This is a genomic window from Alterinioella nitratireducens (genome assembly GCF_013155465.1).
Taxonomy (GTDB): domain Bacteria; phylum Pseudomonadota; class Alphaproteobacteria; order Rhodobacterales; family Rhodobacteraceae; genus Alterinioella; species Alterinioella nitratireducens.
The window spans coordinates 594,683-616,813 of record NZ_JABJVX010000001.1 but is presented as its reverse complement, the minus strand read 5'-3'; the positions used below and the strand labels follow the sequence as shown (position 1 = coordinate 616,813).

The following is a 22,131-nucleotide window of genomic DNA, read 5'->3' as shown; positions in this document are numbered from 1 at the left end:
GCGACAATCGCCGCCCTGTAACTGCGGCCGAGCCAAGGCCGAAGAGCAAAGTTACACCATTTCCCGGGACACTATCGAAAAGGAGATGGACGAACACGACCCCGCAAATGATTTTCTGAGCAGCGAAGGCAGCTGGGAGAAGCCATTATCGTCGCCAATTCCAGGCGCTCGTCCGCAGCGACCCGAAAGGGAGCTACCGGATGCGTCTTCCGTGGGAACGGTGCCAGATCCAGAGACGGATATCGCCGAGGTGGATCCAGCAATCGACGCTTCTTCGATAACCACTCAAGACGAAGCGTCCTGGAGTGGCGCGCGAATGGCGACGCCCATCTGGAAATGGGTTTCTGCTCTTGGGAGACTTACGAACCAGATCCGGCGTTTCCTGTCAAAATAATGCGCAATCGTTACGGACAGCCAGGGATCAACGCATCCAGCATCGTCGATGACCGCTGTGTGCCGGTAGTCAGAACGGCGCTGAGGCCCCGAGTTACTCGGGGATAGGCAAGGAGCGTTCAGCAGCACTACACGAACTCAGCGGGCCTCCTGAAGCCTCTGGTGACACTTCCGCAAGTCTAATCGGATACTCCGGCAGTCTTGCTATGGCGTCGGCCTTGGTCTTCAGAGTGACGTCGCCATAGTGATCCGCTGCAGTTCGGCCAGCGTGGCCCTGTATGGCATCGACGACGCGGTCAGAGATTGCCAGTTCACGGCATGTCGTCTTGAGCCGGTGCCGCCACGCATGGTTCGGCTGGACACCCTCGGGGGTCAGCTCCACCTTACGCAGCCACTCTGATAGCTGATTGGAAATGCGCAATGCCTTCCTGGCGTAGGTAGTCGGATCGGTGCCGCCGTGGAACAAAGGCCCATCTGCGGCGATCTTGACGAATTCCCCGAAACCCTCAGCGATGATCTGGCGATGAAGGGGCACGTCTCGATACTGGCCCGTTTTTACGGAACCGGCATCCGGCGTAATCCGAATTGACCATTGACCTTCTGTTTGCCGGATATCCTCTTTGCGCAGTTGTGTGATCTCGGTCACGCGCGCGCCAGTAAAGGCGCAGATGATCGGCACCCATCGCTTTGCCGCTACCAGGTGCGGCTTTTCGCGGATGTATCCATTCTCATCCTCGTGCGGCTCGTAAGCGCGTGAGGCCTTCAACAGCTTCACCGCCTCGGCATCGGTGTAGCCGCGCTCACGGGCATATACCTTGCGCGGCTTACTCTGTCGGACACCCGCCGCGACATTCTCTTGCAGCCGTTCGTTATTGACGGCCCAGGTGAGCACCGACCGGATTGTCGAAAGGTAGATTGTGCTTACGGTCGTCGCGGAGAGCCTCTTCAGCAGGTCGTCACGCCATGCCAGCAGGTCTTGCTTGGTGATCCGGCTAGCGTCGTTGTGCTTGAGAGACTTGCGCAGGCTTTCGATCACCGGGGATAGACGCTTGCCACCATCCTTCATGAATCCAGCCTGCTTGCGGCTGTGAACGTAGTCCTGCCACAGGCCGGTGAGGCTGACCGGCTTAGCCGCCTCGTCGGGTAGTGCGGCGTTCTTGATGATCGGGTCCGCAGGAGTGCCGGTAAAATCGCCCTCGTCGCGCTCCATGACGCGCCCTAGCGCCTCTAGCTCTGCGATGCACAGGGCGCGCGCGATCACGCGCCATTCATGCGAACCGGGTGCTGCGTCGATGTTGCCAGCCGCCCGGAACCGCTCGAGTTGATCACCTACCAGTTCGGCCAGCTCGTCGTTCCTGGCGCGGCCTGCTATCGCCTCGCGCAGGCGGACTACCAGCATGTCGTCCACAAGGATGCTGGCATATCGAGGATCGTTGCGCAGCTCGTCGTCGAATGCCAGCCGCTGCATGTAATGGCTGAGCGCAATCTGATCCGGTGCGAGGGGGTAGCGCGCCGGTCCTGCCTGCGGACGCCCCTGCCCCGCCTGACGCTCTGCCTGCGCGATCTGGTGCTGCAATTGCGCCACGGCACCAGGTAGCAGCTTGAGTGCTTGCCGGTAGTCGGCACCTAGCGCCGTGCGCAGCTCGGTCTTTCCGACGATTCCCCGTAGGTCTTTCGGGACCACAAGGCGCGCGTGGTATCTGCCGGAACGGTTGATGAGGTGCCTGATCTTGCCAGCCATGGGAAGCCCTGATTGTAACCAAAACTGTAACCTAAGAACGGCCAAAGCCCCTGTAATGCAAGGGATTTCTTTGATTTCAATGGGTTAGAATGGTGGGTGATAAGAGATTTGAACTCCTGACATCTTCGATGTGAACGAAGCGCTCTACCACTGAGCTAATCACCCGCCGTGGGACCGGCTTTTACCGCCGGTTCCGCCGCGCTGCAAGAGGGGGAGGGTGCAAAATTACTCGTCGTCGACACCCGGCGTGCGGATCGGGCCGGGGGCGGTCGCGTTCAGCTTGATCCGGGCCACGATCTGGTCGCCATTGGGTTTGGCCTCGCGCCGCTTGGCGGTGATCTTGCCCAGGCCCGGCAGCGCGACGTCGTGGCCTTCATGCAGGGCGGTGCCGAGCGCCTCCAGCACGAGGCCCGCGGTCTGGCGCAACTCGGCGCGCTTGAGCTCGGACTTGCCTTCAAGCGCGGCCATCAGTTCTTGCATCTTGAACATGCCGGCGGGCGCGACCTTGGGCTTGGGCGCCTCCGCCTCGGACAGGTCCGCCTCGGGGGCGGCGGTGACGCCGGTCAATTCGGTCGGGGCCGTCGGATCGGGCTTGTCGGCGGCCGATTTGCGGGCCGCGGATTTGGTCTTGCCCGCCGGGGTCGATTTGCGCCGCGTCGTGGTCTTGGTGGATTTCGCTGTCGTGGCCATGCCGTGGTCCCTGCCCGTGTATTGTTGCCGAATTGAGGACAAGCTTAACGCCACTCGCCCTGTCACGCCAGAGATTCCACCGAGTTTCCGCCCCTCAGGTCGGTTGGACCTGGGCCAGTTGCAGGCTGATATTGCGCTGGTTCCAATGCGGCCAGCCGACCAGTTCCGAGACGGTGACGAACCGGTAGCCGCGCGCGATCAGCGCATCCAGCGCGGCGGGCATGGCGCGCACGGTGGATCCGATGATGTCATGCGCCAGGATCACCGCGCCGGGCCTTGTGCCGCCGACGATGCGGTTGGCAACGACCGAACTGCCCGGACGGCGCCAGTCCTGCGGATCGACCGACCACAAGATCGTGGGCAGCCCGCGCGTCTCGTTGATCAGGCGGCGCTGACGTTCGGACAGCAACCCGTAGGGCGGGCGCATCGTCACCGGCGGGCGGCCCACAACCTGGTGGATGGCCTGCGCGGTGCGGTCCAGTTCATGCATCAGCCCGGCATTGCCGAGGTTGATCAGGCGCGGATGGGAATAGCTGTGATTGCCGATCTCATGCCCCTCACTGGCGATACGCGCGGTCAGTTGCGGATACATCGAGACGCGCCGCCCCACCACGTAGAAGGTCGCCCGGATGCCGCGGGCCGCGAGAATATCGAGCAATTGCGGCGTCAGGCTTTGATGCGGACCATCGTCGAAGGTCATCGCGACAACGGGCTGTGTCGTCGGCACCTGGGTGATGGTGGTGGCCCCGCCGCGGGTAATCCCGGCGGGCAAGACATGGTCGAGCCGCGCCTGTGCGCGGGCCCGTCCGACAAGGGCAGGCATGGCCATAAAACTGGCCGCGCCACCCAGAAGGGTACGGCGTGTAAGCATTCTCAAATTCCCCAGCTACGTCAATTATTGGCAGATTTCTTGTGCAGCCGGGAAAGCCAAGCCGAAATTCCCTTGCGAATCAAGCATTGGCGAATCGCCGCCGGATTAAACTGTGACATAATGAACGCGGCCCGACTGGCGTGATTTCATCGGGAATATCAGGCGGTTCCAAGGTCAACTGCGTCCAAATGCCTGTATTCCTTGCTTTTGAAACCGGTTTGCTGAAGATTTGGGTTCTGATTGAAGCGGGGCGCGCTGCCAGTGTCCCGAAGGGGGAAACACAATGTTGAAAACCGTTCTGGCCGCAACGACGGCCCTGTCTTTTGCCGGGGCCACCAGCCTCGCCGCGCAGACCGCACCGGCCACATCGGTCGAGATCGTGACCCAGGATGCGACCTCGACGGCACCCGATGAGCGTCACCTGCTGGTGCCGATCCTGTTCGTGGTGCTGGTCATGGGGGCGGCCAGCGGCGGCGGCTCGGGCTATGGCGGCGCGGTCGCCAGCGACGAACGGCTCAAGACCGATATCGCCCGTATCGGCACCGCGCCCAATGGCCTGCCGGTCTACCAGTTCAGCTATATCGGGATGGCGGGCAGCTATCAGGGCGTGATGGCGCAGGATGTGCTATCCTACCGGCCCGAGGCCGTGATCCGGCATCCCAGCGGTTACCTGATGGTGAATTACGACATGTTGGGATTGGAGATGACACGCGTTGAGTGACGATTGGGGCGGCGTTCCCTGGCCCCGGAGCCAATATGAAGGAGGATATCATGAAAACTCTTCTGGCGGCGGGCCTGACCTGCATCGCTCTGACGGCAACCCCGGCCCTGGCCGGAGATGAAGGCGGGGATGAGGATGGCGACACCTATGTCACGCCACAAGGGACGGTCGTCCGCGACACCACCAGCAGCGCAGGCGGCATCATCTTGCCGATCATTTTCCTGCTTCTCGTCGCGGCGGCCGCCGCGGATTGAAAAAACCGCCGCATGATGTCGGTCATGCGGCGGTTCGTCTTTCTGTCAGTGGGCGGTGGCTCCGGCTGATCCGCCCGAGGCCTCCAGCCGCGCGGCGGCGGCGGCTTCCTCGGCTTCCTCGTCCCAGTCGATGGGCTCGGGCGCGCGGATCAGGGCGTGTTTCAGCACTTCGCGCACGTTCGAGACCGGGATGATCTCCAGTCCCGACTTCACGTTATCGGGGATCTCGGGCAGATCCTTTTCGTTATCCGCCGGGATCAGCACCGTCTTGACGCCACCGCGCAGGGCGGCCAGCAGCTTCTCCTTCAAGCCGCCGATCGGCAGCACGTTGCCGCGCAGCGTCACCTCGCCGGTCATCGCGATATCCTTGCGCACCGGGATCTGGGTCAGCACCGACACGATCGAGGTGACCATCGCCACACCGGCAGACGGCCCGTCCTTGGGCGTCGCGCCCTCGGGCACGTGGACGTGGATATCCAGCTTGTCGAACCTGGGCGGCTTGACCCCGATCTGCGGAGAGATGGACCGCACGAAGCTCGAGGCCGCGTCGATGCTTTCCTTCATCACGTCGCCCAGTTTGCCCGTGGTCTTCATCCGGCCCTTGCCCGGCAGGCGCAGCGCCTCGATGGACAGAAGGTCACCGCCGACCGAGGTCCAGGCCAGGCCAGTCACGACACCGATCTGGTCGTCTTTCTCGGCGAGACCGTATTTGAACCGCTTGACGCCGAGCATGTCCTCAAGATTGTCCGGCGTGATCTCGACCTTGTCGACTTCCTTCTTGACGATCTTGGTGACGGATTTGCGCGCCAGCTTGGCGATCTCCCGCTCCAGGTTCCGCACCCCCGCCTCGCGGGTATAGGTGCGGATCATCTCGGTCAGCGCGGCATCGGAGATCGAGAACTCGGACTTCTTGAGCCCGTGGTTCTTGACCTGCTTGTCGATGAGATGCTGCTTGGCGATCTCGCGCTTTTCATCCTCGGTGTAGCCTGCCAGCGGAATGATCTCCATCCGGTCCAGAAGCGGCCCCGGCATGTTGTAGGAGTTCGCCGTGGTCAGGAACATCACGTTGGAGAGGTCATATTCCACCTCCAAATAGTGATCCACGAAGGTTCCGTTCTGTTCCGGGTCCAGCACCTCCAGCATGGCGGATGCGGGATCGCCACGGAAATCCTGGCCCATCTTGTCGATCTCATCGAGCAAGATCAGCGGGTTGGTCGTCTTGGCCTTCTTCAGGGCCTGGATGATCTTGCCGGGCATCGAGCCGATATAGGTCCGCCGGTGGCCACGGATCTCGGACTCGTCGCGCACGCCGCCAAGCGAAATGCGGATGAATTCACGCCCCGTCGCCTTGGCGACCGATTGGCCGAGCGAGGTCTTGCCCACGCCGGGAGGGCCGACAAGGCACAGGATCGGGCCTTTCAGTTTGGCGCTGCGGCGCTGCACGGCGAGGTATTCGACGATGCGTTCCTTGACCTTTTCCAGCCCGTAGTGATCGTCATCCAGCACCTTCTCAGCGCGACCGAGGTCTTTCTTGACGCGGGACTTGGTGCCCCACGGGATCGACAGCATCCAGTCGAGGTAATTGCGCACGACAGTGGCTTCCGCCGACATCGGTGACATCGACTTGAGCTTCTTCAGCTCGGCATCGGCCTTTTCGCGGGCCTCCTTGCTGAGCTTGGTCTCGGCAATGCGCGCCTCAAGCTCGGCCACTTCGCCGGCACCATCCTCACCATCGCCCAGTTCCTTCTGAATGGCCTTCATCTGCTCATTCAGGTAGTATTCGCGCTGCGTGCGCTCCATCTGGGATTTGACGCGGGTCTTGATCTTCTTCTCGACCTTCATGACGCTCAACTCGCCCTGCATCAGGCCATAGACCTTCTCCAGCCGTTCGGCGACGTTCAGGGTTTCCAGAAGATCCTGCTTCTGATCCACTTCAATCCCGAGGTGACCGGAGACGAGGTCGGCCAGCTTGGCGGCTTCGGTGCTTTCGGCCACCGAGGTCAGCGCCTCTTCGGGGATGTTCTTCTTGATCTTGGAATAGCGCTCGAACTCATCGGCGACGGTGCCGAGCAGCGCCTGGATCGCCTGTGGATCGCCGGGGATCTCGTCCAGATCCTCGGCGCTGGCCTCGAAGAAATCGACATTGTCGACGAAACCGGTGATCCGCACGCGGGCACGGCCCTCGACCAGCACCTTGACGGTGCCATCGGGCAGTTTCAGCAATTGCAGCACATTGGCCAGCACGCCGGTGCGGTAGATGCCATCCGCGTCCGGGTCATCGACGCTTGGGTCGACCTGGCTGGACAGCAGGATCTGGCGGTCATCCTGCATCACCTCTTCCAATGCGCGGACCGATTTCTCGCGCCCCACGAAGAGCGGCACGATCATATGCGGAAACACCACGACATCGCGCAGCGGCAGGACAGGGTACGTAAGGGTATGCTCTGGCATTCAAGCCTTCCTTGTTCTTGGCAAGAGGGCACCGATCCCGATTGATTCCGGCAATCTGTTGGCCCTCTCCTGTTCAGGATACCTAAATCTGGGGTCGCGGCACCTGTGTTTCAACTGCTTTTCTTGTTGGCCCCAGTCTGCACTTCGCCGCCGCGCGGGGCAAGGCGCGATCTGTCCTCTTGATGAATGATGGGGGCGCGCGCCATGGCCGCAGGCGCGCGCCCGACCCTGGCCTTCAGGCGGCCGCACTGTGGTCCAGCGTCGGATAATCGGTGAAGCCCTCGCGCCCGCCGCCGTAATAGGTGTCGCGGTCGCCCTCGTTCAGGGGGGCGTCGCGGCGCAGGCGTTCGACCAGGTCGGGATTGGCGATGAAGGGCCGCCCGAAGGCCACAAGGTCGGCCTCGCCCGTGGCCGTCGCACGCAGCGCCATGTCGCGGTCATAGCCGTTATTGGCCATGTAGGGGCCGTCGAACAGGACGCGCAGCGCGCCGATGCTCTGCCCCTCCTCCAATTCGCGGCTGCCGCCGGTCGCGCCTTCGATCATGTGCAGATAGGCCAGGCCATAGCGGTTCAGCCCCGGCACGACATGGGCAAACAACGCCATCGGATTGCTGTCCGAAATGCCATTGGCGGGCGAGAACGGCGACAGGCGCAGGCCGACACGGCCCCCGCCCCAGACCTCGGTGATCGCGTCGAGCACCTCGAACAGCAGCCGCGCCCGGTTCTCGACCGAGCCGCCATAGGCATCCTCGCGCGTGTTCGCCCCGTCCTTCAGGAACTGGTCCAGCAGGTAGCCGTTCGCGACATGCAGCTCGACCCCGTCGAACCCGGCCTTTTGCGCCTGTTCGGCGGCGTGGCGATAATCGGCGACGATGCGCGACATCTCGTCCAGCGCCAGCGCGCGGGGGGTCGAGGTCTCCTCGAACCCGTCTTGCGTGAAGGTCTGGACCCCGGCGGCAATGGCCGAGGGCGCGACGGGGGATTGCCCGCCCGGTTGCAACGAGACATGGCTGATCCGGCCCACATGCCAAAGCTGCACGACGATCTTGCCGCCTGCCTCATGCACCGCATCCGTCACCTTGCGCCAGGCCGCGACCTGCGCGTCGCTATGAATTCCGGGGGTCTGGAAATAGCCCTTGCCCTCGGGCGAGATCTGCGTCGCCTCGGTCACGATCAGGCCCGCGCCCGCGCGCTGGCTGTAGTAATCGACATGAATCTGCCCGACCTCGCCGGTGTCGTTATCGGCCCGGTTCCGGGTCAGCGGGGCCATGACGATGCGATTGGACAGGTCCAGATCGCCCGCGGTGAAGGGGCTGAACAGCGCCTCGGTCATGATGGTGTCTCCTTGGTGTGGGGTCTCGTCTCTCACACTCACCTAGGCGCGGGGCGGGGCCGCCTCAATGACAGGGGCGCGCGCGGCCAGTCCTGCGCAGATGCACAGGGTGCGGGTGTTGACCCTCAGAGAGGCTCGACATCCCCCCCGGCGCGGTCCCGATGAAACCGCGTCTCGAACCCCGCGAAGTCATCCGCCGCAATCGCCGCCCGCATCTCGGCCATGAGCTCCTGATAATAATGCAGGTTGTGCCAGGTCAGCAGCATCGAGGAGATGATCTCCTGGCTGCGGAACACATGGTGCAGATAGGCGCGGGAATAGCCCGTGCAGGCGGGGCATGTGCAGGCTTCATCCAGCGGGCGCGGGTCGTCGGCGTGGCGGGCGTTCTTGATGTTGAGTTGCCCCCGGCGGGTCCAGACCTGCCCGGTGCGGCCCGAGCGCGAGGGCAGCACGCAATCCATCATGTCGATGCCGCGCTTGACGGCGCCGACGATATCGTCGGGCTTGCCCACCCCCATCAGGTAGCGCGGCTTGTCTTGCGGAAGCATGTCGGGCGCGTAGTCAAGGCAGTCGAACATCGCCGCCTGCCCTTCGCCCACGGCGAGGCCGCCGACCGCGTAGCCCTCGAACCCGATTTCGCGCAGCGCCTCGGCGCTTTGCCCGCGCAGATCACGTTCCAGCCCGCCTTGCTGGATACCAAAAAGGGCGTGACCGGGCCGGTCGCCAAACGCCTCACGGCTGCGCCTGGCCCATCGCATCGACAATTCCATGCTCTCCGCGATCCGGGTGCGGTCGGCGGGCAGTGCCGGGCATTCGTCGAAACACATCACGATATCCGAGCCCAGAAGCCGCTGGATCTCCATCGAGCGTTCGGGGCTGAGCATGTGTTTCGAGCCGTCGATATGCGAGCGGAACTGCACGCCGTCCTCGGTCAGCTTGCGCAATTCCGCGAGGCTCATCACCTGGAACCCGCCGCTATCGGTCAGGATGGGGCCCTGCCAGTTCATGAAGCGGTGCAGGCCGCCCAACCGGTCGATCCGTTCCGCCGTCGGGCGCAGCATCAGGTGATAGGTGTTGCCAAGCAGGATATCGGCCCCGGTCGCCGCCACGCTTTCGGGCAGCATCGCCTTCACCGTCGCCGCCGTGCCCACCGGCATGAAGGCGGGCGTGCGGATATCGCCCCGCGGCGTGCGGATCACCCCGGCGCGGGCGCGGCCGGAGGTGGCGTTGAGGGAAAACGAAAAGGGGGCTGTCATATCCGGGGCCGTGTCCTGTTAGGGTCGGCCCCGTTCATAGGCGATTCTGCCGCGATGAAAAGAGAGGGACCCTCTGGATGGATGATCAAACCGACAGCTTGCGCCTGGGGTGGGAGGAATGGGTGGGGTTGCCGGGGCTTGGGCTGCCCGCGCTCAAGGCCAAGGTCGATACCGGGGCCAAGACCTCGGCGCTGCATGCCTTCGATATCGAGACCTTCGGTCCGGCCTCCAAACCGCGCGTCCGCTTTGCCGTTCACCCCGTGCCGGGGCGCACCGACATCACCATCGCCTGCTCCGCCCCGGTCAAGGACCGGCGCGAGGTGACATCGTCGAATGGCGAGACCGAACAGCGTTTTGTCATCGAGACCGACCTCGCCATCGGGACCAGCCGCGAAAAGGTCGAGGTCACGCTGACCGACCGCACCACCATGGCCTACCGGATGCTTTTGGGCCGCCAGGCGATCCAGCCCGATTGGGTGATCACGCCCGCCGAGAGCTTCTGCCAGCCGGAACTGGATTACGACGTTTATCACAGCGCCGCGGTCAAGGCCGCCGCCCCCAACCGGGCGCTGCGCATCGCGGTGTTGAGCCGCGAGAACAACTACTCCACCCGCCGCCTGGTCAGCGAGGGCGAGGAACGCGGCCACACCATCGAGGTGATCGACACCACCCGCTGCTACATGGCGATCAACGCGCTGGCCCCCGAGATCCACTATGACGGCAAGCGCCTGCCGCGCTATGACGCCGTGATCCCGCGCATCGGCGCCAGCGTCACCGCCTATGGCACTGCCGTGCTGCGCCAGTTCGAGACGCTCGGCACCTATTGCGTGAACGGCAGCGCAGGCATCACCGCCAGCCGCGACAAGCTGCACGCGCATCAGCTTCTGGCGCGCCACAAGATCGGGATGCCGCGCACCGCCTTCGCCGCCAGCCCCAAGGATACCGACAACCTGGTCGGCCTGGTCGGCACCGCGCCCCTGATCGTGAAGCTGCTGGAATCGACGCAAGGCAAGGGCGTGGTGCTGGCCGAGACCAAGAAGGCCGCGCAATCGGTGATCGACGCGTTTCGGGGCCTGCGGGCCAATTTCCTGGTGCAGGATTTCGTCAAGGAGGCGGCGGGCGAGGATGTGCGCTGCCTGGTGATCGGCGGCAAGGTGGTGGCGGCGATGAAGCGCACCGCGGCGGGCGACGATTTCCGGTCGAACCTGCATCGCGGCGGATCGGCGGTCACCGTGCGCATCACCAGGGAGGAACGCGAGGCGGCGCTGCGCTCGGCCAAGGTGTTCGGGCTCGGCATCGCAGGCGTGGACCTACTGCGCGGATCGGAGGGGCCCAAGGTGCTGGAGGTCAATTCCTCGCCCGGTTTCCAGGGCATCGAGGAGGCCACCGGCAAGAACATCGCCGGGCACCTCTATGACGCGATCGAGAAGAAGGTGCGCCCGACGCCGGCGCGCAAGCGGAAGGGCTAACGCCGCTCCTCGGAGGCCGTTTCCGGATGGGGGTCGCTTGCGGCATCCGCTTCGGCCACGGCCTCCTCCTCGCTGGCGCCGAGCGAGGCGGTCTCGGGTGTCGAAATGCCCATCGTGGGACGCACCTGGAAGGCCGATTTCTCCTCCTCGGCCACCGCGTCGCGCACCGAGATGCGCCAGACGGCAAAGCCGATCAGGACGACATGCGCGGCCAGCGTCGTGGCAAACAAACCCGTTCCGCCAAGCCGTGCCATGCCGACCCCCGCAACAAGCGGCCCGATGATCGCGCCAAGCCCGTAGACCACCAGCAGCCCGCCCGAGGTCTGGATATAGGAGCCCTCGGGCGCGTGGTCATTCGCATGCGCCGCGATCACCGGATACATCGAGAAGATCGCCCCGCCGAGGATCGCGGCAAGGATCAGGTTGAGCATGCGGTTTTCCGGCGTCAGGAGGATGAAGGCCAGGTCGGCCAGCGCCGCGACCACCGCGATACCCACCAGCACCTTGCGCCGGTCGATCCGGTCCGAGAGATACCCCACCGGGATCTGCGCCGCGGCCCCCGCCAGGATCGGCAGGCTGGTGAACAACGCCACCGTGGTCAGCACCAGCCCGATCCGGTCGGCATAGACCGCGGCCAGCGTGCCGAAGGCGCTGTTGGAGACGCCAATGAGTGCCACGCCCATCACCGCGACGGGCGAATTGCGCCACAGGCTGCGCAAATCCAGCCGCACCGAGACCAGCGGGCGCGGCGTGGCCGAGGAACTGAGCGCCGTCGGCACCAGCGACAGGCAGTAGAAGATGGCGGCCAGCACGAAGAAGAGAAACCCGGTCGTGTCGCCAAGCGTCAGCGACATCTGCCCGGCGGTCGAGGCCCCGAGCGTGACCATCGTGTAGATGCCGTAGACCTTCCCGCGCGAGGCCGGTTCGGTGCGCTCGTTCAGCCAGCTTTCGACGATCATCGCGGCGCCTGCAAAGCAGAACCCCGACAGCGCGCGCAGGGGAATCCAGGCCGTGGGCGTGATGAAGATGAGCGACAGCAGCATCGCCACCGCCGCGAAGGCCGCCATCACCCCGAAGGCGCGGATATGGCCCGCAAGCGCCACCAGACGCGGCGTGGCGACGCAGCCGGAGATATAGCCAAGCGCCCATCCGGTGCCCAGAAGGCCAAGCGAAAAGGCGGAAAACCCCTCGGCCGAGCCGCGCACCGGCAGGATCAAGCCATTGATGCCGCCCGCAAAAAGCAAAAGCGCCGTGCCCAGGAGAAGGGCAGAGATGGGCAGAAGCTGACGTGTCATACCGGGGGCGCTCGCGTGGTTTGCTGGGGCCGACCCTAGCGGCGCGGGTCACGCCACCACAAGGGGATTTCGCCCGCGCCCCCCTGCCCCACTGGACGGCCTGCGCCATATTCCCTATATCTTTGGTCAAGTAATCAATGGACCGATACGCATGACCCAGAGCCAAGAGCAGCTTGAAGGCGCCCCCCTGATCAAACCCTCCTCGACAGAGCATCCGCTTTATGATCGCATCATCGAGGCCTGCCGCACCGTCTATGACCCCGAGATCCCGGTCAACATCTACGATCTCGGCCTGGTCTACACGGTCGAGATCAGCGATGAAAACGAGGTCGAAATCCTGATGACCCTGACCGCGCCGGGCTGCCCCGTGGCGGGCGAGATGCCCGGATGGCTGGCCGATGCGGTGGAGCCTGTCGACGGGGTCAAGACGGTGAATGTCGAGATCACCTGGGATCCGCCCTGGGGCATGGAGATGATGTCCGATGAGGCGCGGCTTGAGCTCGGGTTCATGTGAGTCGGTCAAGCCTTTTGGGTTAATTTTGGCAATTTCAAGCCATTTAGGTTGATTTTCTAACTTCAAGCCTTTTGGGTTGATTTTTGTATTATCAAGCTATATGGCTTGATATATGACAGGCGACACTTCCATCGTAGCCGTGCTGAGCGGTGATTTGATCGGTTCCTCCGAGGCTCCGCCTAAAGACACCGAATACGCCATCAAGCGGATTCTCGCGACGGCCGCCGCGATGGAAAAATGGCCAGGAAACGGTCCGACCCGGTTCACACGCGTTCGCGGGGATGGGTGGCAATTCATCCTTTCCAATCCCGCATATGCCCTTAGGGCATCGCTCACGGTATTTGCCGGTCTCATCGGCGCAAAAGATCTCCTCCATACCCGCATTGCTATAGGTCTCGGCGCAGCAAATCCGATAGATGGGCCCGATCTTTCCTCCGCTTCGGGCGCAGCATTCGAATCGTCGGGGCACGCCCTTGACGCCATGGCGACATCCGATCGTTTTGCAATCGCGGGCAAAGCCGTATCACCGCTACATCGGGCCATCATCGCCCTTGCGGAAAACCATATCGGTCGCTGGACTCCCGAGCAGGCCGAAGCAGCGTTCATCTATCTGAACACAACCGACCCGACCCTCAAAGACATTGGCCAGACTCTCGGCATATCGACGCAAGCCGCCCACTCCCGCGTGACCGGTGCGGGAGGTCAAGCGCTGAGACAAGCCGTCAAATACTGGGAAGACCAGAGGGATCTCGTTCCATGCTAGACACCATCGCCGCCCTCCTCCTCGCCCATGCCCTGGCCGATTTCGTGTTTCAATCCAGGTGGATGTCGGAGAACAAGCATGACATGCCGCCGCTTCTGGCGCATACGGCCATCGTCTTCGCCCTCAGCCTTGCAGCGCTTGGCGGCGCGTTCTGGCCCGCGCTGCTGGTCGCCCTTCTGCATTTGCAGATCGACTTCGCCAAGGCCCGGCTCGGCGGCCAGAGCCTTGGCCCCTTCCTGGCCGATCAGGCCGCGCATGGGGTCGCGATCCTGGTCACGGCGCTGCTCTTCCCTCTCGCGGTTGCACGCGGGCTCTGGCCCGCCATCCACTCGGATGCGGGACAGGCCATGGCGCTTCTGGCGGGGTTGATCCTGGCCACGCGGATGGGGCAATTCCTGGTCGGCAAGCTGATGGCGCCCTATGCCGATGCGATCCACGAGGAGGACGGGCTGCCCGATGGCGGCGCCCTTATCGGCCTTCTGGAACGCGGGCTGACCTTCATTTTCGTGCTGGCGGGGCAGACCACGGGCGTCGGCCTGCTGATCGCGGCCAAGTCCTTCCTGCGCGTCGGCACCGCCAATGAAAGCCGCAAGATGGCGGAATATGTCATCATCGGCACGCTGGCCTCGATCGGATGGGCCCTCCTCGTGGCCTATGGCGCGCAATGGCTGATCGCGCGCCTCGCGGATGGTTGAGAAACCGCGCCGCGGGCCTTACATTGGGGCTAACCACGCGAAACCAAGGACAACCCCCCATGTTCGGTATCCCCGGAAAACAGGCCGTCACCATGACCCCGCGCGCCGCGAAACAGATCGCGCGGCTGATGGAGAGGAACGGCACCACCGGCCTGCGCATCGGCGTCAAGAAGGGCGGCTGTGCGGGCATGGAATACACCATGGACGAAGCCACCGAGATCGACCCCAATGACGAGGTGGTCGAACAGGACGGGGCCCGCGTGATGATCGCGCCGATGGCGCAGATGTTCCTGTTCGGCACCGAGATCGACCACGAGGTCGGCCTGCTGGAATCGGGCTTCAAGTTCCGCAACCCCAATGTCTCGGATGCCTGCGGCTGCGGCGAATCCATCAAGTTCAAGGATGTCGAGGAGCTGGCCGCCGAACGCGGGCGGGAATGAGCCTCTCGGAGGAAGAGATCGCCCATGCGCGCGACCTCTTCGCAGGGCTTGGGGCCATTTCGGTGCGCAAGATGTTCGGCGGCGCCGGGTTCTATCACCGCGACACGATCTTTGCGGTGATGCTGTCGGATGGACGGCTGATGCTGAAGGGCAAGGGCGCGTTCATCGAGGTGCTGGAGGCCGAGGGCTGCACCCACTGGACCTACACGCGCGACAATGGCCCGTCAGGCTCGATGCCCTATTGGTCCCTGCCCGATGCCGCGCAGGACGACCCGGAGCTTGCCAGCGATTGGGCGCGCCGGGCGCTGGAGCATCTCTAGAGCACGTTGCATTCATTCACATTCACGCAGGCGCCCACTAGCCCTTTGATCCCGCATGTCCGAGGGGCTCAAAACCGGTTCCCACTTTTGAGCGACATGCTCTAACCCGTCTTCATATGCAGATAGGTCTCCTCAAACCGCCGGGTCAGGTGGTCGCCTGCCAGGATCACGTCGCCTGAGCCGATCGGGGCGACATTCGCCTCGAAATTCGGATTGAAGAAGAGCGGGATCGAGATCCGCTCGTCTTTCGTGCCACGCACCCGGTGCGGCGTCGCCTTGACGCGGCCGCCTGTCCACATCTCCAGCATCTCGCCGAAATTCACCACGTAATCGCCGATGGGGGCCTGCACAGCGGCCCATGTGCCGTCGCGCAACTGCGCCTCCAGCCCCGGCGCGCCATCGGTGGCCAGAAGCGTCAGGCAGCCGTAATCGGTATGCGCGGCGATGCCGAAATCCTTGTCGCCGGCCCAGGTCGGCCGCGCCGGGTAGTAATTGCCGCGCAACAGCGCCATGGGCCGGGTGAACTTGTCATCGAAGAAATCGGCGGGCTCTCCGATGGCCTTGGCGATGGCCGCCAGAAGCCGCAGCGAGAACGCGGTGGATTTCTGGTAATAGGCCTGCACAATGGGGCGAAACCCCGCCGGGGACGTGGGCCAGAGGTTGGGCGCATAGACCGCCAGATCGGACAGGCTGTCGCCCGGCGGCAACTCATAGCCGCAATCGAACACCTCCTTGTAATCGGGGTTGGCGGCGGGATCGACCTGTTCGGACAGCGACGCCCCCCACCCGCGATTGGCCCCGGTGCGGGCCATGTCGATCTGCGCTTTCTGCGGCTCGGGCTGCGAGAAAAACGCGCGGTAAGCGGCGATAAGATCGGCCAGCTCGGCCCCCGAGATGGGCGTATCGCAGAGCGTGAAGAACCCCACTTCCGTCGCGGCGCGGGCCAGTGCGTACAATTCGCGCGCGTGGTCGGGGTGGCCCGCATCGACAAGGGCTGCGGCGTTGAGACGGGGAATGGCTGTCATCGGCGTTGATCCTGATCGGGGCGGAACCTGCCCGCTATATGAGACGTTGGAGCGGGCCATGCAATGCCGCCCGCCCCTTCCCGAGGGGCGGCATTCGCGATATGCCTCAAGGCCATACCCAAAAACGGACGAGGAGCCCGCCCGGATGCCCAGAAAACTCGCCGCCGGAAACTGGAAGATGAACGGATGCAGCCCCGATCTGACGGAGGCGCGGCGCTTGCGCGAGGCTTGCCCCGACCCATCCGTCGGCGTGCTGATCTGCCCGCCCGCGACGCTGCTGTCGCGGCTCTCCGACCTGTTGCAGGACAGCCCCATCGCCACCGGCGGGCAGGATTGCCACGCCAATGGCAATGGTGCCCATACCGGTGACATCGCCGCCGGGATGCTGGCCGATGCCGGGGCGGCCTTTGTCATCCTTGGCCATTCCGAACGCCGCACCGATCACGCAGAAAGCAACGATACCGTCCGCGCCAAGGCCGAGGCCGCGATTGCGGCGAGGCTGACCACCATCATCTGCGTCGGCGAGACCAAGGCCGAGCGCGAGGCGGGCGACACGCTGAAGGTCATCGCCGCGCAACTGGCCGGATCGCTGCCCGATGGGGTCACGGCGGAGAACACCGTCATCGCGTATGAGCCCGTCTGGGCCATCGGCACCGGGCTGGTCCCAACCATCGACGAGATCGACGAGACGCATGAGTTTATCCGCACCCATCTGGATGCGCGGTTCGAATCCGATACCGGCGAGGAGATCAGCCTGCTCTATGGCGGCTCGGTCAAGGGCTCGAACGCGGCCGAGATCTTCGCGGTGGAGCATGTGAACGGCGCGCTGGTCGGCGGGGCCTCGCTGAAATGCGACGATTTCCTGCCGATCATCCGGGCGCTTGAGGCCAGCTAACGCGGTGTGACGCGCAGGTGAATCCCGTCCCGCGAGCGCACCGTCAGATGCGCGACGGGAACCGGGGTCTTGCCCGCCACGGCCTCGAAGCGGAAGCGTTTCAGCAGCATCGACAGCAAAAGCGGCCCCTCGACCATGGCAAACCCCGCCCCGGTGCAGACACGCGGGCCAGCCGAGAACGGCATATAGGCGCGGCGCATGCAGTCGCGCCCGCCCTCGGTCTGCCAGCGGGCGGGATCGAACCCGTCGGGATTGTCCCATATCCTCGTGTGGCGATGCAGGTGCCAGGGCGACAGCACCACCTGCGCGCCGGGTTTCACGTCACGGCCCCGGAAGGTTTCGGGGCAGGTCGTCTCGCGCACCATCATCGGCACCGGTGGATAGAGCCGCAGCGCCTCGCGGAACACGTCGCGGCTGAGTTTCAGCTTTGACATCACCTTGAAATCGCAGCTGTCCAGCGCGTCTGCCTCCTCGGCCAGCCGCGCCTGCCAGTCGGGGTGCGTCGCCACCAGGTAGAGCGTCCAGGCCAGCGCCGAGGCACTGGTCTCGTGCCCCGCAAGGAAAAAGATCGCCACCTGGTCGACCATCTCGGCGGTGGTGAACGTCTCGCCCGTTGCCGGGTCCGGCGTGGTCATAATCTTGGTCGCCAGATCATCGGGCGCGGTGCCCGCCGCGATCTCGGCCATCCGCGCCTCGGTCAGCCGCGTGATGAGGTCGCGGATCGACCGCGCCGTGGCCTTCGTGCGCCGCCGGTGCCCGCGCGGCAGGAACCGGGGCAAAGGCAGGAAGGCCGCGATGTTCAGCAAGGGCTGCGTGCGCTGGTAGTCGCGGAACTGGGCAAACACCTGCGCCGCGATCTCGTGCTCGATGGGGATCGAGAAGAGCGTGCGGAATATCACATCCGCCGCGGCATGGCTCATCTCGGCCTCGACCTCGACCTCGCCTGCCCCGATCCGGTCGCAGGCCGCCTGCCCCGCCGCCCACATTGCCGGGAAGGTGTCGCGCAAGCGCCCCCCTTCGAAGGCGGGGTCGATGATGCGGCGCTGGCGTTTCCAGGTCTCGCCATTGGTCAGGAAGACCGAGTCGCCAAGCAGTGGCCGCAAGCCTTCGCCGATGCGGTCGGATTTGGGGAAATCGTCGGGGCGTTCCTTGAGCACAAGATCGACCAGCGGCGGATCGTTCACCATGTAGCTGCGGAAGAACGGCGTGCGGAACTCGGCCATCCAGGCCCGGTAGAGCCGCGCGGGTTGCGCCGAGAGGATATCCTGCCGGAAGAGCCGCAGATAGCGCAGGAGGGACACGCGGTCGGGGCGGGCGTCGGGCTTGGGAGGGGTCATCGCGTGGCGGTGTAGCGGTTGATCGCGCGGGTGATGCGGGATTTCGACGGCTGCCGCCCCGCGAAGCGCGCGGCAAGTGTCTTGGGCCCCGCGGTGATCTGGAAATAGTCGTAGTCCCCGGGACGATCAAAGGCGTTGAGATACTGGAAATGCAGCTCGAACAGCCGCCAGCGCAGCGCCTTCCAGCGCGCAGGCGTCAGCGTCTGGGTGAAGGCCGCCGAGATCACCAGCGGCCAGCGCTTGCCTTCGTCAGGCGCCACCCCCGACACGGCCACCGGATCACAGAGCGCAAAGGTGCAGCCATCGCCCGGTGCGGTCACATCGACCCAGGTCAGCCCCTCCTGCTGGCACAGATAGGCCAGGTCGGCGCGCAGCTTGGTCGCTTTCGGCAGAAACGACACCATCGGCACCACCTGGCCGAGCGTCAGGAAAGACAGGGCCGGCCCCGCCACCGGCAGCCGCCCGGCCCGCATCAGATCGGCCAGCACGTTCACGCCCATCTGCGCGCCGGAACTGTGGCCGACGATCAGCACCTCATCGGCACCCGAGGCCATGGCGTCCAGCACGCGGGCCTTGAACGCCTCCAGCCGTGCCTCCAGCGCGGGCGGGTTGGCGCCGCGATGCCTGGCGGTGAAGGCGTAATCATGCATCAGGTAATAGGCCAGCACCTTGCCGTCATGGCGCTTGAAAAGGGCCAGCACCCCCCAGACCGCCAAGGCCCCCGGCACCAGCCCCGCGACCGTCAGCGGCACGCCGATCAGCGCCGCGCCAAGCCACGAGGTCAGCGCCGCGACGCCCGCGCCCACGGCCAGCGCGATCAGCAACTGCCCAAGCAGGAAGATCACCGGGTAGAGCGCCGCAATCACCGGCCCCTTGCGCAGGCGAAAGAGGCGGAACAGTGCGCCCGTGCCGATATAGACCCAGGCGGTCCGGAGAAGCTGCAGATAGGTCGCGGCAATGCCGTGCGACATGCTGTCCTTGACGATATCGGACCAGACCAGCACGTCGATATCCGCCTGGGTTTTCGCGCCGCCGGTCTCGGCCTCGACATGCCAGCCGAACGGGCCTTCCGTCCGCTGTTTCGACAAGGTGATCTCATAGCCCGAGATCCGCGCCTGTTCCGCCGCGCCGCGCCGATACCTCTCGCGGTATTTGCGCGCCGGGACCGGATCGAAGCCCGGAATATACAGCACCCGGCGCTGGCGCACGCGGGTCTCGGTCCTGGCACTCATCTCATAGCTCTGCCCATCCATGCCGCCACTCTAGCGGAGAATCTGGGCGAGCCTATGGCGAATCCTCCGATCACGTCCATCGCCTGCAGGAAGGAAAACCCCGGCCCGGCGGCAGAGGCGGCAAGCGGCACCGCTGCGCGTGAGATCGCATCATCCGACCGTGCGATCAAAGACCTGGCGGTCCGCGCCCCGAAGGCCAGACCCACACGCTCACATTCGCGTGGACAAAGCGCCGCCTGCCCCCTACATCCCCGCCCCATGGATGCGGACCTGACCATCGACGCCCTGGGCCTTCTGTGCCCCCTGCCCGTTCTGCGGCTGCGCAAGCGGATGCAGGCGCTTGCCCCCGGCCAGGTCGCCTGCCTGCTGGCCGATGATCCCGCCGCCGCCGTGGACGTGCCGCATTTCTGCGCCGAGCAGGGCCATGCCTTTCTGGGCGAGGCCCCGCACGGCCCCGCCACGGCCTATTTCATCCGCAAGACCTGATCATCTTCTTGGTCTAAATACTCAAATTCCACGCCTGACCCGCACGCAGCGAGCAGGGTTCCGCACCCCCTTTTTTTGTCATGTCAGCCCGTTACGATCTGGTCTACCTTGGAGCAAACGCCCGACACATCCCCCCTTCGGCGACCCTCGGTCCGGCTGGCCCCCCGTGACGTCCCGCCCATAGGAGACCCGTCTTGCACGCCCCGCCGCCCTCGCCCTTTTCGGTGCCGATCTTCCGCGCCATCTGGCTGGCGTCGATGTCGTCGAATTTCGGCGGGCTGGTGCAGGCGGTGGGGGCGTCCTGGCTGATGACGTCGCTGTCGGGCTCGGCGCAGGACGTGGCGCTTGTGCAGGCCTCGACCGCGCTGCCGATCATGCTGTTTTCCCTCATGGCGGGCGCGATTGCCGACAACCTGGACCGCCGCCGCGTGATGATCTTCGCGCAGGTCTACATGCTGATCGTCTCGGCGATGCTGGCGGTCTTTGCCTGGCAGGGCTGGCTGTCGCCCTGGGGCCTTCTGGCCTTCACCTTCGCCATCGGCTGCGGCAACGCCTTCAACAACCCGGCCTGGCAGGCGTCGGTGGGCGACATGGTCCCGCGTGAGGCGCTGCCGGGGGCTGTGGCGCTCAATTCGATGGGGTTCAACATGGCGCGCTCGGTCGGGCCTGCCATCGGCGGCGCGATCGTGGCCCTGGGGGGCGCTGCGGCGGCGTTCCTGACCAACGCGCTGAGCTATATCGCGCTGATCGCGGTCCTGTTGCGCTGGAGCCCCGAGGTCAAGCCCCGCAGCCTGCCGCGCGAGCGCATCGACCTCGCCATGCAGGCGGGGCTGCGCTATGTCGCGATGTCGCCCCGGATCCGCGTCGTGCTGGCGCGCGGCACCCTGTTCGGGCTGGCTGCCACCGCCCTGCCCGCGCTGATGCCCGTTGTCGCGCGCGACCTGATCGACGGCGGCCCGCTGACCTATGGCATCATGCTTGGCGGGTTCGGCGTGGGGGCCGTTGCGGGGGCGCTGTCCACCGTGCGCCTGCGCGCGCGGATGAGCACCGAGACCCTCATCCGCATCGCCTCGGCCGCGCTGGTCGTGGGCGCCGTGGGCACCGGGCTCAGCCGCACCATGTGGCTTACCGTGCCTGCGCTGATGGTGGCGGGGGCGGGATGGGTCTGGGCGCTCTCGACCTTCAATGTCACCGTGCAGCTTCTGACGCCGCGATGGGTGGTGGGGCGCGCGCTGTCGCTCTACCAGATGGCGACCTTCGGCGGCATGACCGTGGGGGCCTGGATCATCGGCACCATCGCGGAAACCTCCAGCGCGACCGCCGCGCTGATGACCGCCGCTGCCGTGCAGGCCCTTGGCGGGATCGTCGGGCTGGCCCTGCCCCTGCCCGGCAGCGGCCATGAGGATCTGGACCCGCTCGGCCGCTTCACCGAGCCCGAGACCGCGCTGAGGATCACCAACCGCTCCGGGCCCATCGTGATCACCCGCGAACACCGCATTGCCGAAGCCGACGTTCCCGCCTTCATCCTGGCGATGAACGAACGCCGCCGCATCTGCCGCCGGGACGGCGCGCGGCGCTGGTCGCTCCTGCGCGACCTGGCCGAGCCGGACCGCTGGATCGAGCGCTACCACATGGCGACCTGGCTGGACTATATCCGCGACACGCACAGGCGCACGCAGGCCGACCTGGACAACCTCGAACAGATCGTCGCCCTGCAACGCGCGGGTCACAGCATCGTCGTGCATCGGTTGATCGAGCGCCCGACAGGATCCTCGACCGTGGCCGGAACGCCGGGCGAGCGCGGCATCGGCGATGCGATGACCGACCCGACGCGCGCGAACTGAGCCGCCCCCCTTTCGTCGCAGGCACCTGCCGGGAACAATCCCGCCTCTCGCCCGTTGACCTCCAAGACCAATCGCGGGCGCGTCAAGGAACGCCTCCCGCCTCATC

The 22,131-nt window shown here is 65.1% G+C and carries 22 protein-coding genes and 1 tRNA gene; 12 read left to right on the top strand and 11 right to left on the bottom strand.

What is annotated here, in order from left to right:
* Window positions 1–394, top strand: a 394-nt coding sequence (locus tag HNS34_RS20535) for a hypothetical protein (RefSeq protein ID WP_214647398.1), incomplete at its 5' end; no start/stop codon positions are given.
* A gap of 93 nt (window positions 395–487) precedes the next feature.
* Here the strand turns inward: HNS34_RS20535 and HNS34_RS03140 are convergent.
* From HNS34_RS03140 to HNS34_RS03125, 4 genes are all read right to left on the bottom strand, one after another.
* Window positions 488–2,134 carry a DUF6538 domain-containing protein gene (locus HNS34_RS03140; RefSeq protein ID WP_214647397.1) on the bottom strand — a complete coding sequence of 549 codons (1,647 nt, stop codon included), beginning with the start codon at window positions 2,132–2,134 and terminating at the stop codon, window positions 488–490.
* A 90-nt stretch (window positions 2,135–2,224) separates the two neighbouring features.
* Window positions 2,225–2,299, bottom strand: a tRNA-Val gene (locus tag HNS34_RS03135).
* 60 nt (window positions 2,300–2,359) lie between these two features.
* Entirely contained in the window at window positions 2,360–2,824 is a 465-nt protein-coding gene (locus HNS34_RS03130; protein ID WP_172317826.1) for an HU family DNA-binding protein, read from the bottom strand.
* Between the two features lie 94 nt (window positions 2,825–2,918).
* Window positions 2,919–3,695 carry a polysaccharide deacetylase family protein gene (locus tag HNS34_RS03125; RefSeq protein ID WP_172317824.1) on the bottom strand — a complete coding sequence of 259 codons (777 nt, stop codon included), beginning with the start codon at window positions 3,693–3,695 and terminating at the stop codon, window positions 2,919–2,921.
* Window positions 3,696–3,978: 283 nt separating this feature from the next.
* On the opposite strand from HNS34_RS03125, the gene HNS34_RS03120 reads away from it, so the two are divergent.
* Window positions 3,979–4,416, top strand: a complete 438-nt coding sequence (locus tag HNS34_RS03120; RefSeq protein ID WP_172317822.1) for a tail fiber domain-containing protein — start codon at window positions 3,979–3,981, stop codon at window positions 4,414–4,416.
* A gap of 50 nt (window positions 4,417–4,466) precedes the next feature.
* Window positions 4,467–4,670, top strand: a complete 204-nt coding sequence (locus HNS34_RS03115; RefSeq protein WP_172317820.1) for a hypothetical protein — start codon at window positions 4,467–4,469, stop codon at window positions 4,668–4,670.
* Between the two features lie 45 nt (window positions 4,671–4,715).
* Here the strand turns inward: HNS34_RS03115 and lon are convergent, their stop codons facing one another.
* The 3 genes from lon to tgt all read right to left on the bottom strand — a co-directional run bounded on the left by lon (window position 4,716) and on the right by tgt (window position 9,710).
* On the bottom strand, window positions 4,716–7,121 hold the full coding sequence (gene lon / locus HNS34_RS03110; RefSeq protein WP_172317818.1) for an endopeptidase La: 2,406 nt from the start codon (window positions 7,119–7,121) through the stop codon (window positions 4,716–4,718).
* Window positions 7,122–7,356: 235 nt separating this feature from the next.
* Window positions 7,357–8,454, bottom strand: coding sequence for an alkene reductase (locus HNS34_RS03105; RefSeq protein WP_214647396.1), 1,098 nt, complete (start codon window positions 8,452–8,454; stop codon window positions 7,357–7,359).
* A 125-nt stretch (window positions 8,455–8,579) separates the two neighbouring features.
* Window positions 8,580–9,710: a tRNA guanosine(34) transglycosylase Tgt gene (tgt, locus tag HNS34_RS03100; protein ID WP_172317816.1), complete on the bottom strand. Its 1,131-nt coding sequence runs from the start codon at window positions 9,708–9,710 to the stop codon at window positions 8,580–8,582.
* A 77-nt stretch (window positions 9,711–9,787) separates the two neighbouring features.
* Here tgt and rimK point away from each other — a divergent pair, with 77 nt between their 5' ends.
* Window positions 9,788–11,179, top strand: a complete 1,392-nt coding sequence (rimK, locus tag HNS34_RS03095; RefSeq protein ID WP_172317814.1) for a 30S ribosomal protein S6--L-glutamate ligase — start codon at window positions 9,788–9,790, stop codon at window positions 11,177–11,179.
* Here rimK and HNS34_RS03090 read toward each other — a convergent pair.
* Complete coding sequence (locus HNS34_RS03090; RefSeq protein ID WP_172317812.1) at window positions 11,176–12,474, bottom strand: MFS transporter; 1,299 nt, start codon at window positions 12,472–12,474, stop codon at window positions 11,176–11,178. The two genes, rimK and HNS34_RS03090, sit on opposite strands and share 4 nt — an antisense overlap.
* A 151-nt stretch (window positions 12,475–12,625) precedes the next feature.
* Here HNS34_RS03090 and HNS34_RS03085 point away from each other — a divergent pair, with 151 nt between their 5' ends.
* From HNS34_RS03085 to HNS34_RS03065, 5 genes are all read left to right on the top strand, one after another.
* A complete protein-coding gene (locus HNS34_RS03085; RefSeq protein WP_172317810.1) occupies window positions 12,626–12,988 on the top strand; it encodes an SUF system Fe-S cluster assembly protein in 363 nt (120 codons plus the stop codon).
* Window positions 12,989–13,100: 112 nt separating this feature from the next.
* Complete coding sequence (locus tag HNS34_RS03080; RefSeq protein WP_172317808.1) at window positions 13,101–13,751, top strand: hypothetical protein; 651 nt, start codon at window positions 13,101–13,103, stop codon at window positions 13,749–13,751.
* A complete protein-coding gene (locus HNS34_RS03075; protein WP_172317806.1) occupies window positions 13,745–14,446 on the top strand; it encodes a DUF3307 domain-containing protein in 702 nt (233 codons plus the stop codon). The genes HNS34_RS03080 and HNS34_RS03075 overlap by 7 nt, the downstream gene beginning before the upstream one ends.
* Before the next feature lie 59 nt (window positions 14,447–14,505).
* Entirely contained in the window at window positions 14,506–14,886 is a 381-nt protein-coding gene (locus HNS34_RS03070; RefSeq protein ID WP_172317804.1) for a HesB/IscA family protein, read from the top strand.
* Window positions 14,883–15,206, top strand: a complete 324-nt coding sequence (locus HNS34_RS03065; protein ID WP_172317802.1) for a TfoX/Sxy family protein — start codon at window positions 14,883–14,885, stop codon at window positions 15,204–15,206. The genes HNS34_RS03070 and HNS34_RS03065 overlap by 4 nt, the downstream gene beginning before the upstream one ends.
* 101 nt (window positions 15,207–15,307) lie before the next feature.
* Here the strand turns inward: HNS34_RS03065 and HNS34_RS03060 are convergent, their stop codons facing one another.
* Window positions 15,308–16,231 carry an isopenicillin N synthase family dioxygenase gene (locus tag HNS34_RS03060; RefSeq protein ID WP_172317800.1) on the bottom strand — a complete coding sequence of 308 codons (924 nt, stop codon included), beginning with the start codon at window positions 16,229–16,231 and terminating at the stop codon, window positions 15,308–15,310.
* Between the two features lie 145 nt (window positions 16,232–16,376).
* Between HNS34_RS03060 and tpiA the strand changes: the two genes are divergently transcribed.
* Complete coding sequence (gene tpiA, locus HNS34_RS03055) at window positions 16,377–17,126, top strand: triose-phosphate isomerase (protein ID WP_172317798.1); 750 nt, start codon at window positions 16,377–16,379, stop codon at window positions 17,124–17,126.
* On the opposite strand, the gene HNS34_RS03050 is transcribed toward tpiA, so the two are convergent.
* Together HNS34_RS03050 and HNS34_RS03045 are read right to left on the bottom strand one after the other, a co-directional pair.
* Window positions 17,123–18,463: a cytochrome P450 gene (locus HNS34_RS03050; protein WP_172317796.1), complete on the bottom strand. Its 1,341-nt coding sequence runs from the start codon at window positions 18,461–18,463 to the stop codon at window positions 17,123–17,125. The genes tpiA and HNS34_RS03050 overlap by 4 nt on opposite strands.
* Entirely contained in the window at window positions 18,460–19,716 is a 1,257-nt protein-coding gene (locus HNS34_RS03045; protein WP_407925846.1) for a hypothetical protein, read from the bottom strand. Before HNS34_RS03045 ends, HNS34_RS03050 begins: the two co-directional genes overlap by 4 nt.
* A gap of 237 nt (window positions 19,717–19,953) precedes the next feature.
* On the opposite strand from HNS34_RS03045, the gene HNS34_RS03040 reads away from it, so the two are divergent.
* Together HNS34_RS03040 and HNS34_RS03035 are read left to right on the top strand one after the other, a co-directional pair.
* Entirely contained in the window at window positions 19,954–20,181 is a 228-nt protein-coding gene (locus HNS34_RS03040; RefSeq protein ID WP_172317794.1) for a sulfurtransferase TusA family protein, read from the top strand.
* 194 nt (window positions 20,182–20,375) lie between these two features.
* Window positions 20,376–22,025: an MFS transporter gene (locus tag HNS34_RS03035; RefSeq protein ID WP_235952594.1), complete on the top strand. Its 1,650-nt coding sequence runs from the start codon at window positions 20,376–20,378 to the stop codon at window positions 22,023–22,025.
* Window positions 22,026–22,131: the final 106 nt, after the last annotated feature.